The sequence below is a fragment of the Azospirillum brasilense genome (assembly GCF_003349955.1).
GTDB lineage: Bacteria > Pseudomonadota > Alphaproteobacteria > Azospirillales > Azospirillaceae > Azospirillum > Azospirillum brasilense_B.
This window is the reverse complement of sequence record NZ_QLKQ01000061.1, coordinates 32,207-45,561: the sequence shown is the minus strand read 5'-3', so window position 1 is coordinate 45,561 and position 13,355 is coordinate 32,207. Positions and strand designations below refer to the sequence as shown.

At 69.2% G+C, this 13,355-nt stretch carries 9 protein-coding genes; 5 read left to right on the top strand and 4 right to left on the bottom strand.

The features are described from left to right. Positions 1-996, top strand: a 996-nt coding sequence (locus DXK32_RS23200; protein WP_162801318.1) for an oligopeptide/dipeptide ABC transporter ATP-binding protein, incomplete at its 5' end; no start/stop codon positions are given. Between the two features lie 186 nt (positions 997-1,182). Then, complete coding sequence (locus DXK32_RS23195) at positions 1,183-3,480, top strand: mechanosensitive ion channel domain-containing protein (protein ID WP_247877300.1); 2,298 nt, start codon at positions 1,183-1,185, stop codon at positions 3,478-3,480. Positions 3,481-3,504: 24 nt separating this feature from the next. Here the strand turns inward: DXK32_RS23195 and DXK32_RS23190 are convergent, their stop codons facing one another. Next, positions 3,505-5,124, bottom strand: coding sequence for a response regulator (locus DXK32_RS23190; RefSeq protein ID WP_114860668.1), 1,620 nt, complete (start codon positions 5,122-5,124; stop codon positions 3,505-3,507). Between the two features lie 267 nt (positions 5,125-5,391). On the opposite strand from DXK32_RS23190, the gene DXK32_RS23185 reads away from it, so the two are divergent. Next, positions 5,392-6,102 carry an orotate phosphoribosyltransferase gene (locus DXK32_RS23185; protein WP_114860667.1) on the top strand — a complete coding sequence of 237 codons (711 nt, stop codon included), beginning with the start codon at positions 5,392-5,394 and terminating at the stop codon, positions 6,100-6,102. Positions 6,103-6,150: 48 nt separating this feature from the next. On the opposite strand, the gene DXK32_RS23180 is transcribed toward DXK32_RS23185, so the two are convergent. The 3 genes from DXK32_RS23180 to DXK32_RS23170 all read right to left on the bottom strand — a co-directional run bounded on the left by DXK32_RS23180 (position 6,151) and on the right by DXK32_RS23170 (position 10,562). After that, positions 6,151-7,959, bottom strand: coding sequence for a glycosyl hydrolase family 17 protein (locus tag DXK32_RS23180; RefSeq protein WP_114860666.1), 1,809 nt, complete (start codon positions 7,957-7,959; stop codon positions 6,151-6,153). A 204-nt stretch (positions 7,960-8,163) separates the two neighbouring features. Beyond that, positions 8,164-8,937 carry a ferredoxin--NADP reductase gene (locus DXK32_RS23175; RefSeq protein ID WP_114860665.1) on the bottom strand — a complete coding sequence of 258 codons (774 nt, stop codon included), beginning with the start codon at positions 8,935-8,937 and terminating at the stop codon, positions 8,164-8,166. A gap of 182 nt (positions 8,938-9,119) precedes the next feature. Continuing rightward, positions 9,120-10,562: a helix-turn-helix domain-containing protein gene (locus DXK32_RS23170; RefSeq protein WP_114860664.1), complete on the bottom strand. Its 1,443-nt coding sequence runs from the start codon at positions 10,560-10,562 to the stop codon at positions 9,120-9,122. 189 nt (positions 10,563-10,751) lie between these two features. Here DXK32_RS23170 and aceA point away from each other — a divergent pair, with 189 nt between their 5' ends. Further along, the gene (aceA, locus tag DXK32_RS23165; protein WP_114860663.1) at positions 10,752-12,029 is read left to right on the top strand and encodes an isocitrate lyase; all 1,278 of its coding nucleotides are present in this window, start codon (positions 10,752-10,754) and stop codon (positions 12,027-12,029) included. Between the two features lie 688 nt (positions 12,030-12,717). Then, positions 12,718-13,281 carry a DJ-1/PfpI family protein gene (locus tag DXK32_RS23160; RefSeq protein WP_014239063.1) on the top strand — a complete coding sequence of 188 codons (564 nt, stop codon included), beginning with the start codon at positions 12,718-12,720 and terminating at the stop codon, positions 13,279-13,281. Positions 13,282-13,355: the final 74 nt, after the last annotated feature.

Sequence of the window (13,355 nt, the reverse complement as noted above, 5' to 3'; positions counted from 1 at the left end):
GCGCTGCGCCTCGCGGTGCGCGACCTGCGCGTCGCCTTCCCGCTGGGGCGGGGCTGGCGCGGCGAGGAGCGCTGGCTGACCGTGGTTGACGGCCTGTCCATCGCGCTGGCCGAGGGCGAGACGCTGGCCCTGCTCGGCGAGACCGGCAGCGGCAAGTCGGTGCTGGCCCGCGCCATCCTGCGGCTGGTGCCGCCGGTCGGCGGTCAGCTGTCCTGGCTGGGCACCGACCTCGCCGCCGCCCCGCCGGAGGCGATGCGCCGGGCGCGGCGGGACCTGCAAATCCTCTTCCCCGACCCGCTGGCCGCCTTCGACCCGCTGATGACCATCGGCGCGCAGCTCGCCGAGACGCTGGACTCGCTGCGGCCCACCCGATCGTCAGCCGACCGCGCCGCCCGGCTGGCCGAGGCGCTGGAGGAGGTCGGGCTGCCCCTGGCGGTCCTCGACCTTTATCCCGGCGCGCTCGGCCCGGCGGAGGCGGCGCGCGCCGGGCTGGCCCGCGCCCTGCTGCCGGAGCCGCGCCTGCTGGTCTGCGACGAGCCGGCGGCGGCGCTCGACGGGGCGGAACGGGCGGACTTCCTGGCCCTGCTGCGGGCGATCCGCCGCCGCCGCCGGCTGGCCCTGCTCTACGCCACCCAGGACGCGGCGGAGGGCTTGCGGATGGCGCGGCGGGCGCTGGTGCTCCTGCTCGGCCGGATCGTCGAGGCGGCGGACAGCGCGGTTCTGGCCGCCGGGGCGCGCCACCCCTACAGCCGCGCCCTGATCGCGGCGGCCGGTCTCGCCCGCCCGGCGCTGCACGGCGATCCGCCGTCGCCCCTGCGCCCGCCGACCGGCTGCGCCCTGCGGCTGCGCTGCCCGCTCGCCCATGACGGCTGCGCCCAGGTTCCCCCGACGCTCGACCCCGTGGCGCCCGGCCACCGAGTCGCCTGCCATGTCGCCCAGGATGGCGCCCAGGACGACGCGCAGGACGGTGCCCGAAACGGCGGAACAGCGTCCTAGGCCCCTGTCCGGAGCCCGCCGACGCCTTGGGCGCGGCCGCAATTCCGTCCCAAAAAGGTCTGAAACTGCGCGGGTTGGCAAGGAGGCGGGCACGGGATAACGTCCCCGGCCTTCACGCCCGCATTGCTGCAATCACGGAAAAGGACAGGGATGCTTCGCGCACGCACCCGGTGGACGGTCCCCTGCATGGGCGCACTCGCCGTCCTTCTGCTGCTTCTCGCCGGCTTCGCCGCACCGTCGCTGGCCGCCGGCCCCGTTCCGGGGGCCGCCATGCCGGCCCCCGCCGCAGCCCCCACCGAGTCCACAGCCTCGCCCGATCCGACGCCCGAGCAGATGCAGGCGATGATCACGACGCTGGAGGACCCGGCGGCCCGCGCCCGGCTGGTCGAGCAGTTGAAGGCGCTGGTCGCCGCCCAGAAGGGGCTTGAGCAGGCCAAGGCCGAGGAGGCCCCGGCCGCCAGCACCCTGCCCGAGACCATCGGCGCCAGCGCCCTGTCCTTCCTGGCCGAGCGCATGGACGTGCTGAGCCGCCAGCTCGTCCAGGTCGGCAACGTCTTCAAGGAGCTGCCCGGCGCCATCGACTGGGCGAACCGGCAGATGGTCGACCCGTCGGCCCGCGACCGCTGGGTGCAGATCGCCATCCAGCTGACGATGATCCTGACCGCCGGTCTGGCGATCCAGCGCGCCGTCGGCTGGCTGCTCGCCCGCCCGCGCAACGCGCTCGCCGCCCGCCGGGGCAGCACGGTGCTGGTGCGCTTCCCGCTGCTGCTCGGCCGCGCCCTGCTGGAGCTGGCGCCCATCGCCGCCTTCATCGTCGTCGCCTACGCCATCCTGTCGGTCAGCGAGCCGGGGCCGCGCGTCCGGCTGGTCGCGCTGGCCGTCATCAACGCCACCGTCATCCTGCAGATCCTGCTGGTCGCCGCCCGCATCCTGATCGCGCCCTTCGCGCCCTCCCTGCGCATGGTGCGGGTGGGCGACGCCAACGCCCAACGCCTCTACCGCTGGGTCCGCCGACTGGCCGCGGTCGGCGTCTACGGCTATTTCTTGGCCGAGGGCGCCTATGTGCTGGGCCTGCCGCTCGGCGCCTACGGCGCGCTGCTGAAGCTGCTGGGGCTGGCGATCGCCGGCATGCTGATCGCGCTGATCCTGCAGAACCGCCGCATCGTCGCCGACTGGATGCACGGCAACCCGCTGTCCGGCGACGGCGACCCGGCGGCCACCGCGGAGCGCGAGTCGGAGGGCCAGGGCGCCGTCCTGCGCTCCGCCCGCCGCCGCTTCGCCGACGTCTGGCACGTCCTGGCGATCATCTACGTCGTGGTGACCTTCGGCGTCTGGGTGCTGAACGTCTATGGCGGGTTCGAGTATCTGGCCCGCGCCACCGGAATCACCATCCTGGTCGCGGTGATCGCCCGGCTGCTGGTCAACGGCATCAACCGCGGCCTGCGCCGCGGCCTGCGCATGGTCCCGGAGAGCCAGGGCGCCCTGCCGCCGCTGAAGGACCGCGCGTCCCTCTACCTGCCCTTCCTGCACCGGGCGGTGAAGACGGTGATCTGGGTGGGCGCCGCGATGATGATCCTCTACGGCTGGGGCTTCGACACGCTGGCCTGGACGGACACCCGGCTCGGCCAGCGCATCCTGCGCAGCACGGTCACCATCGGCCTCCTGTTCGTCGGCTCCATCGTCGCCTGGGAGGTGGTGAGCGCGATGATCGAGCGCTTCCTCGCCTCCACCGACCGCAACGGCACGCGGATCGAGCGCAGCGCGCGGGTGCGCACCCTGCTGCCGCTGCTGCGCAACGCCTTCCTGATCCTCCTGGTGACCATGGTGTCGCTGATCACCCTGTCGGAGCTGGGCGTCAACATCGCGCCGCTGCTGGCCGGCGCCGGTGTGGTCGGTCTGGCCGTCGGTTTCGGCTCGCAGACCCTGGTCAAGGACATCATCACCGGCCTGTTCATCCTGTTCGAGGACAGCATCTCCATCGGCGACGTGGTGGACGTCGGCGGCGGCCACTCCGGCTCGGTGGAGGCCATCTCCATCCGCTCCATCCGGCTGCGCGACGGGTCGGGCGCCATCCACACGGTGCCCTTCAACTCGGTCAGCACCGTCAAGAACATGTCGAAGGACTTCTCCTACGCCCTGTTCGAGGTGCGGGTCGCCTACCGCGAAGACCCCGACCGCGTGATCGAGCTGCTGAAGGAGATCGGCGCCGGCCTGCAGTCGGACGCCCAGTTCGCGCCCGACATCATGGGGCCGCTGGAGGTGATGGGCCTGGACAAGTTCCAGCCCGACTCGACCCAGCTCATCACCGCGCGCTTCAAGACCCGCCCGACCCGGCAGTGGGGCGTGTCGCGCGAGTTCAACCGCCGCATGAAGAAGCGCTTCGACGAGCTGGGGGTCGAGGTGCCGACCGGTTCCATGCAGCTCATCGTCGGCGGGAACCATCCCGACCGCGCGCTGGCCGAGGCGCTCAGCCAAGGCTCGTAATCGGGAGCCGTGTGGCCGGGGGCCCTACGCCTCCGGCCCGCCGCGCTCCAGGACCGCGACGAAGGCGTCGACGACGCGCGGGTCGAAATGCCGACCCGACTCGGCACGGATCAGATCGACCACCGCCGCCGGCTGCCACGCCTCCTTGTAGGGGCGGCGGTGCAGCAGGGCGTCGTAGACGTCGGCGACCGCCACGATGCGACCCGACAGCGGGATGGCGTCGCCGGCCAGCCCACGGGGATAGCCGGTGCCGTCGAACTTCTCGTGGTGGCTCTCGGCGATCTCCGCCCCCATCGACAGGTAGCTGCGCCCGCCGACCGGGCCGGAGGCGTCGCGCAGGATGCGCCCGCCGATGGCGGCGTGCTCGCGCATCTGGGCCATCTCCCCGGGGTCCAGCTTGCCGGGCTTACGCAGGATCTGGTCGGGGATGGCGACCTTGCCGACGTCATGCAGCATGCTGGCCAGCCCGATCAGCTCGCAGAAGAGGTCGTCGGCCTCGCCCCCGCAGGCGCCCCGCGCCTGGAGTTCCCGCGCGATGGCGGTGGCCCAGCGGCCGATGCGCCGGACATGCTCCCCGGTGACCTCGTCCTTGTATTCGGCCAGCTTGCCCAGGGCGTGCACCGTGGCGATCTGGGCGAGGCGGAGCTGTTCGTAGAGGGACACGTTGTCGAACCCGACCGACATCCGGGAGCAGAAGATCTCCACCAGCCGCCGTTCCACCTCCGGCAGGCCGCCGTGCCCGCCGATGAACAGCGCGCCGGGGCCGGGGCTCTGGGTCTGGAACAGCGCGACGCTGTGGTCGTCGCGGTGCAGGCTGCGTCCTCGGGCCAGCGCGGCGGCGATGTCGGCGCAGGCCGCCTCGGGCAGCACAGCGCTGACCGGCCGGCCCGCCGCCCCGGCGAAAACGCCGGTCCCGCACAGCACCTCCGCCTCCCCGGTCCGGCCTTCCGGATTCAGGCCTTGCGGATTTAGGTCGGGCGGCACCGCGCAGAGAAAGGCGCCCGCCGCCCGCGGCAGCAGGGCGGCGGCGCGCTCCACCACGCCGAGGGCAAAGCGGTCCATCGAGCGCTGCTCGAACAGGGTGCCGGCGGCGTCGACGATCGTCTCCAGCCCCTGCCGGTTGCGCTCGATGGCGTCGATGTGCTGGTAGGAGCGCAGGGCGGCCACCGTGGTGGTGAACAGCTTCTGGGCGGTCAGCTCGCTCTTGGCCTTGTAGTCGTTGATGTCGTAGCTGACGATCACCTGCCGCTCCGGCGCCTGGCCGGGCTGGCCGGTGCGCAGGATGATGCGGACCCGCCGGTTGCCCAGCACCTCGCGGATGTGATGGACCAGCCGCAGGCCGGCGTCCTCGGTTTCCATCACCACGTCCAGCAGGACCGCGGCGATGTCGGGATGCCCGCTCAGGATCGCCCGCGCCTCGACCCCCGAATGGGCGGACAGGAACTGCAGACGGCGCCCGTCGAAGGTCACGTCGTTCAGCACCACGCGGGTGATCGCGTGCACCTCCGGATCGTCGTCGACGATCAGCAGCTTCCAGGGGGCGGCGGCGGGGCCGGACGTCGCGGACGACGGGTCCGGAGCGTCCTCGTCGGCGAACAACAGCTCGTCGTCATCGTCCTGGCCCCAGCCCTGGATGTCCGACATCGCCGCTCCCCGCCCCGCTCTGCCAAAGCTGCATGGCTACAATTCGATTCTCTTTTTCAACGTTTGTCGCGGTTCGTGTCAACCGGTCTGGTGCGCCGGCGCACACGACCGCAGTCGAAGGGAGGCTGCGGCGCCTTGTCCTTCCCCGTTCCGGCTACCGCCAAAGCGTCCACCCCGGCGCGTGTGGAGGGGTTGCGGCCCGCCCCGCACGGGGGATCATCGGGGACGGCGCGAGGCCGACAACGACGAAAACAACGGGGGCAGGCCATGATTCCGGACGCTTGGGACATCGAATTGCGCGAAGGGGCCATCGGCGTGGCCCGCCATCTGATCGAGACCGGCTGCGTCCGGTACGACCCGGACCATCTGTGCCGCCACGGCTCCGGGCTGGTCAGCCCGGTCCACCTGGAGGGACGGCGGCTGCTCTCCTACCCCGCGGTGCGCGATGAGGTGCTCGATTTCGCGCTGCGGATGATCGGGCAGGAGATCGGCGACGGCGAACTGGACGCCATCGCCGCCGCGGAGGGGGCGGGCGTGCCCTGGGCCGCGCTGATCGCCGACCGGATGGAGCTTCCCCTCGTCTTCGTGCGCAAGGAGGCGCCGGAGGGCCAGCAGGAGTACAAGCACCGGATCGAAGGGCGGGTCGAGCCGGGCTGGCGCGTGCTGCTGGTCGAGCAGATCGCCGCCGACGGCCACCGCAAGGCCCGCTTCGCCCAGCCGCTGAAGGAGGCGGGCTGCGACGTGCGCGACCTGTTCGTGCTGTTCCAGTACGGGATCTTCGACGAGATCCAGGAGCATCTGGCCCCGCTGGGCATCACCATGCACGCGCTGGCGACCTGGTGGGACGTGCTGGAGGTGGCGAACCGCGGCCATTACCTGGACGCCCAGGCCCAGGGCGAAATCCACGCCTTCCTGCACGATCCCAAGCGCTGGACCGCGGAGCATCAGAAAGGCCGGAAAAGCGAAAAGGCGGCCTGAGGCGGGGCAGGCCCCCTCTCCCACGCCAAGCGGGAGAGGGGGAACCGGTCACGGTCCGGCGACGCGGACCCACTGGTGGCCGGCGCGGGCGGTTTCGCCGCGGCGCGCGGCCAGGACGGCGGCGGCGTAGGGCACCGCCAGCAGGAGCTGAAGCCCGGCCCAGGCCAGCGCTTCCCAGTTCGGGCTGGTCCACACCACCTCATGCAGCGCTTCCAGGAAGGGAAGCTGCCCGTAGATCAGCGACTCCATCGGCACCACGCCCTCCGCCAGCACGGTCAGCAGCGCGCCGAGCAGCAGCAGGACGGCCAGCGCCGACTCCAGCGGCAGGCGGCGGACGGCGCCGCACAGACCCGCCGACAGTTCGGCCACCGGCACGGCGGGGCGGAACAGCCCGCCGATGCCCCAGGCGGCCAGCGCCCCCGTGCCCTCCGGACGCCGCGTGGCGCGCATGGCGCCGAGCGCCGGCAGGCCGAGCGCCGGCAGGGCGAAGTACCAGTTGGGGAAGTCGCGGTAGCGCCCGTCGAAGACGATCAGGACGCTCCAGACGATCCCCAGCAGGACGAGAACCACGGCGGCGGCCTTGCCCACCGTCTCCAGCCGCGACAGCGCCGGACGGCCGCGCAGCGGGGCCAGCGGCTCCAGCGCCAGCCCGCCGCTGCCCAGCGCCCGCCGGGCGGCCAGCAGGACGGCCACCGACAGCACACCCGTCGCCGCCAGCATGACGACCGACAGCGCCACGTCCTGCGGGTAATGCTTGCCGTGCAACGCCCCCCAGACGGCATGGACATAGAGGGTGGACAGCGCCTGCGCCAGGACGGCCAGGGCGGCGAAGGCCCCGGCGGTCAGCGGACGGCCGCGCAGGGTCAGCCCAACGACCAGAAGCAGCGCGAGGCCGGAGGAGACGCCGAACAGCATCGGCCATTGGCGGTTCTCCACCACCGGCCCGGCCAGGGCGAACTTCGCCTGACGGTCGGCGGTGTAGAGGCCCCAGTGTCCGCCCACCGTGCCCTCCAGCTTGGCCTTCCAACCCTGGTCGAAGGCCTCGATCACGTTGTAGTCGAAACCCTCCTGCTCGGCGAGGCGGACGAAGCCGTTGACGAACTTGGCCTTGTTGACCAGCCCGGTGACCGCGGCGCCGCGCGACCGGCCCTCCGTCGGCCAGCCGGTCTCGCCGACCAGGATCGGCTTGCCGGGGAAGCGCTGGGCGATGGTGCGGTAGCTGCCGCGGATGCGCTCCATGGCGCCGGCCACATCGGTCGGCACGTCCTCCCAATAGGGCAGCAGATGGATGGTCAGGTAATCGACGTGATCCGCGATCTGCGGGTATTTCAGCCACCATTCCCAGACGTCGGCGTAGGACACCGGCTGCTTCACCGCCGCCTTCACGCGGTCGATGTAGCCGGCCACCTGCTCCGGCGTCAGCTCGCGGCGCAGCAGCACCTCGTTGCCGACGATCACGCGGGTGATGACGTCCGGGTAGCGGTTGGCGAGGTCGATGAGGGAGGCGACCTCCTTCTCGTTCTTGTCCAGCCGGGACGACAGCCACGCCCCCATGGTGACCTGCATGCCGTGGCGGCGCGCCAGTTCCGGCACCACCTCCAGCCCCTCCAGCGAGGTGTAGGTGCGCACCCCCGCGACCTGCGGGGCGAGGGCCGCCAGATCCTCGTCGATCTGCTCGGTGCTGGGGAATGTCTGGGTCAGCGGGCTCTGGCCGTCGCGGAAGGGCGCGAAGGACACGCTTTTCAGCTTGCCGCCGGGCGGCGGGTCGAGCGGCACCGGCTGGTTCGGCAGCGACCAGACGGCAAAATTCGCGAGGCCGGCCACGAGCAGCACGGCGAGGATCGTGATGAGGCGCATGGAGGGGATGTCTACACCAAATGCGGGATCGGCAAAACGGTCTGGCGAACCGGGCAACTCCAGTAAGGAAAACGGGCGCGCCCCCGGGAGGGAGGCGCGCCCGTCAAGGACCAACCCGGCCCAACCGGGCCGGCTGGAGTTGATGACGTGCCATCGTCACGTCCCATCAACGAACCGCGGCCCGCTTTATTCCGGCAAATCCGTTCAGCGTTCCACAAAAGCCTTTTCGATCACGTAATGACCGGGTTCGCCGTTGTGGCCCATGGAGAAGCCCAGCTCGTCCATGATGCCGCTGGTCTCGTCCAGCATGGCCGGGCTGCCGCAGATCATCACGCGGTCGACCTCGCGGTCGAACGGGGCCAGCCCGACGTCCGCGAACAGCTTGCCGTTGCGGATCAGGTCGGTGATGCGGCCCTGGTTGCGGAACGGCTCGCGCGTCACGGTCGGGTAATAGATCAGCTTCTGCTTCACATCCTCCCCGAAGAACTCGTTCTCCGGCAGGACGCTGTTGATGATGTCGCCGTACGCCAGCTCGCCCACCGTACGCGTCGTGTGGGTCAGTATCACCTTGTCGAACCGGGCGTACATCTCCGGGTCCTTGATGATGCTGAGGAACGGGGCGAGGCCCGTGCCGGTGCTGAGCAGGTACAGGTTGCGGCCCGGCAGCAGGTTGTCGGTGACCAGCGTGCCCGTCGCCTTGCGGTTGACCAGCAGCGTGTCGCCTTCCTTCAGATGCTGGAGGCGCGAGGTCAGTGGGCCCTCCTGCACCTTGATCGAGAAGAACTCCAGCGTCTCCTCGTAGCTGGCGCTGACCAGGCTGTACGCGCGCAGCAGCGGCCGGCCGTTCACCTCCAGGCCGATCATGGTGAACTGTCCGGGATCGAAACGGAACGAGGGATCGCGCGTGGTGGTGAAGCTGAACAGCGTGTCCGTCCAGTGGTGAACGCGCAGGACGCGCTCATGAATCAGATTGCTCATGGAATCCGCAGGTCCGTTTCGGTGACCGGCATGCCGTGGCCGGTGTCGTTTCAGAAGCCAAGCCGTGCCGCATTGCAGCACACTTCTTTAACAACAAATTCGTCAACAGACCACTAATTTATACCAACAATTTTGTTGTGGCTTTTCGGTTACCACAAGACGATATCGCACAATAAACGGCGTTACTCTCCCGCCGGCGGGGCGAAGAGGTAGGGCGACAGACCGCGCAGATTCTCATCGACAATCAGGCGATGGTTCAGCGGCGGGAAGGCGCGCTGCGAGCAATCCAATCGTGGACAGAGCCGGCAATTCACACCGATGGGCGTCGCCGCCTCGGTGTTTTCGAGATCCACACCGTCCGCATAGGTGATCTGCGCGGCGTGCTGGAGATCGCAGCCCAGCGCGATGGCGAATTGCTGCGGCGGGCTGCGGAAGCCGCCGCCGGCCTTCACCACCGTGCGGGCGATGGAGAAATAAGTGGTGCCGTCGGGCATCTGGGCCAGCTGGCTGTGGATTTTTCCCGGCGTGCGGAAGGCGTCGTAGACGATCCAGCGGGCGCAGCCGCCGCCGAAGCGCGCCAGATGGAAACCGGCGCCGGAAAAGCGCTTGGACACGTTGCCGGCGCTGTCCACCCGCATCAGGAAGAAAGGAACGCCCTTCGCCCCCGGCCGCTGCAGCGTGGTCAGCCGCTGGCAGACCTGCTCGAACGAGGCATCGAACCGGCGCCGTAATATTTCGATGTCGTAACGGACCTGATTGGCCGCCTCCCAGAAGCGGGCGTAGGGCATCAGCACCGCCGCCGCGAAATAGTTGGCGAGGCCGATGCGGGCCAAGCGCCGCGCCTCGTCGCCCGTCAGGCCCGACGACTCGACGATCTGGTTCAGCAGGTCGCGGTGGCGCAGCAGGGCGATCTGGCAGGCGAGTTGGAAGTTGCGGCCGGACGGCGCCAGCATCTCCGACAACAGGATGCGCCGCCCGTGCCGGTCGAACCGCCGCACCGCGTAGCCCATGATGTCGGACGGCAGCAGCCGGACGCGGACGCTGTGGTTGTTCAGCAGATAGTCGGTCAGGCCCCGGTAGAGGTCGCCCTTCTCCAGCCGGCCCTCCTGCCACAGCTCCTCCGCCGCCGCCTCAAGTTCGGCGAAGTGGTTGGAATGGGCCTGGAACAGGTCGCGCACCTCGTCCTGCGGGAAGGAGGAGGTCTGGACCAGATGCAGCTTCTCGCGGTCGGCCACCCGCTCCGACAGGGTCTGCAGATCGTCGCGGCTGGTGCGGAAGGCGCGGTAGAGCGCCACCACCGCCTGCCCCAGCGTCGGGGCGACCGCCGCCAGTTCGCGGAAGTCCTGGTTCTTGATGTCGGAACCGTCGAACAGCGGGTCGGCGAAGACCTCGCGCAGGCCGGCGACGAGGCGGCTCTCCTCGTCCTCCGCGAAACTCTGCAGGTCCACCCCGAACTGCTGGCCCAGCTTCAGCAGCAGCGGCACGGTGACCGGGCGCTGGTTGTGCTCGATCAGGTTCAGGTAGCTGGGGGAGATGCCCAACTGCTCGGCCATCTGGGCCTGGGTCAGCCCATGGTCGCGGCGCAGCCGACGCACCTTCGGACCCAGCATCGCCTTCTTGTCCATGGCCACCCGAACTCCAGCTTGGCTGATTTACAATATTTACTGATTTACAGAACTTTTCTGACGGTAGTTTACAAACAGACCCTTTTACAAACAAGGGCATGTTGCAAGGCAGCGAAGGCCGTTTTAGTTGTTTTGTCAGGGCAAGCGCTCAAAAGCAGCGCAACGGTGATGAAAAGAAGGAAAACGACCATGTCGCTCGATGAAAAGACCAAGGCCGCTCTCCGCGCCGCGCGCTTCGAAGGCATCCGGCGCGATTACACCCAGGACGATGTGAAGCGCCTCAGCGGCTCGGTCAAGATCGAGTACACGCTGGCGGAACTGGGCGCGCAGCGCCTGTGGGAACTGCTGAACACCGAGCCGTACATCAACACGCTGGGTGCGCTCACCGGCAACCAGGCGATGCAGGCGGTGAAGGCCGGCCTGAAGGCCATCTACCTGTCGGGCTGGCAGGTCGCCGGCGACGCCAACCTGGCCGGCCAGATGTACCCGGACCAGAGCCTGTACCCGGCCAACTCGGTGCCGGCGGTGGTCGAGCGCATCAACAACACCTTCAAGCGCGCCGACGAGATCCAGACCGCCGAGGGCAAGGGCGACACCTACTGGTTCGCGCCGATCATCGCGGATGCCGAGGCCGGCTTCGGCGGCCCGCTGAACGTCTTCGAGCTGATGAAGGCGATGATCAAGGCCGGCGCCGCGGGCGTCCACTTCGAGGACCAGCTCGCGTCGGAGAAGAAGTGCGGCCACCTCGGCGGCAAGGTGCTGATCCCCACGCAGCAGCACATCCGCACGCTGAACGCCGCCCGTCTGGCCGCCGACACCATGGGCACCTCGACCATCGTGCTCTGCCGCACCGACGCGGAGTCCGCGCAGCTCATCACCTCGGACGTGGATGAGCGCGACCATCCCTTCATCGACTTCGACGCCGGCCGCACCTCGGAGGGCTTCTTCCGCCTGAAGAAGGGCACGGGCGTCGAGCATTGCATCGCCCGCGGCCTGTCCTACGCCCCCTACTCGGACCTGCTGTGGTGGGAGACCTCCCGCCCGAACCTGGAGGAGGCCAAGCGCTTCGCCGAGGCGATCCGCAAGGAATTCCCGAACAAGCTGCTGGCCTACAACTGCTCGCCGAGCTTCAACTGGAAGGCCAACCTGGACGAGGCGGACATCGCCAAGTTCCAGCGCGAAATCGGCGCCATGGGCTACAAGTTCCAGTTCGTGACGCTGGCCGGCTTCCACAGCCTGAACTACTCGGCCTTCAAGCTGGCCAAGGGCTACGCCGCGCGCGGCATGGCCGCCTACTCGGAGCTGCAGGAGGCGGAGTTCGCGGCCGAGGCCGAGGGCTACACCGCGACCAAGCACCAGCGCGAGGTCGGCACCGGCTACTTCGACGCGGTCGCCACGGCGATCTCGGGCGGCCAGTCCTCGACCACCGCCTACAAGGACTCCACCGAGGCCGATCAGTTCCATTGATCCAACCGCAGGGCGCGCCCGGTTCCATTCGCCGGACGCGCCCGCCTCGAACGAGACAGCACTTTGCCCCCGCAAAGTGTGAAAGGGTCATACGGCCGCCCATCGCGGCAGCCTTCCCGGCTCGGGCCGTATGACCGGTTTGCGCCGATCCCTTGGACGGTTGGCTTCGGCCCGCCGCCCCGGTGACCGGTGGTTCCCGATCCGGTGTGCGAGCCGGATCTCTTCGAACGGCTGACGCTATCGACTTCAAACGGCCGGGGGTCCGCCCCCGGCCGCTTCTTTTTGCGTCCGCCCGCTTTCCTCGCGACCATTCGTTGTCACAGCCGCGCCGTGACGGCATGGCTGACCTGCGCCATCCCGACCGCCACAATCGGGAAATCGTGATTAAGTCTTGAGCGCGACCGCGAAATCGCCGCTCCGGTTGCCATGCCCGACGGTGGGGAAGCTGCGTTGCAGTGCAGAATAAGCCATTGACTTGGGACCTCGTTGCCGCCACTTGTGTTCCATGCTCACCACAAACCGATCAGGGGCGTAATTGCCCCCCCGCCGGACCTCAATTGACGAGGGCCGGTTGCGGGTTCCATCGCCGCGCAAAGCCTTGCGCGGCGTGCGCCGTTTCTTTTCCCCGACGGCGCATTCCCGGCGATGGCCCGCGCACTCTGGTTGAACGATGAAAGGACAAGACAGTATGGATCAACCCCTCGCAGGAAAGAGCATTGCCATTCTCGTCGCCAACGGCTTTGAGGAACTGGAGATGACGGAGCCGCAACGGGCTCTCCTCAAGACCGGCGCTACTCTTCGTACGATTTCCCCCGAGCAGGGTCTGGTGAACGGCTGGCACGGCAAGTCCTGGGGCCATTACTTCCCGGTGGACAAGCAGGTCGGCGAGGTTCTGGGTGCCGACTATGACATGCTGCTGCTGCCGGGTGGCGAGCGCAGCGTCACCAAGCTGCAGCAGAGCGCCCACACCCGCCGCATCGTCGGCCACTTCCTGGACGCCGGCAAGCCGATCGCCGCGATCGACCAGGGCATCCAGCTCCTGGCCATCCCGGGCAAGCTGAAGGGCCGCACGCTGACCGCTCCGGAGGCCGTCCGCGCCGAGCTGGAAGCCGCCGGCGGCAAGATCAGCGACGAGGCCCTGGTGGTGGACAACGTGACCATCACGGCGCTGGGCCATGACGAGCTGGCCGCTTTCGTCGAGCAGGTCGTCAAGGTCTTCTCCGAGGCCGCCGCCGTGCGCAAGGCCGCCTAAGGCCAAGCCAGCTTAAGGCCAAGCCAGCGCGCCACGACAGGCCGCCCGTCTTTCCTGCGGGTATCGTCTTGTGG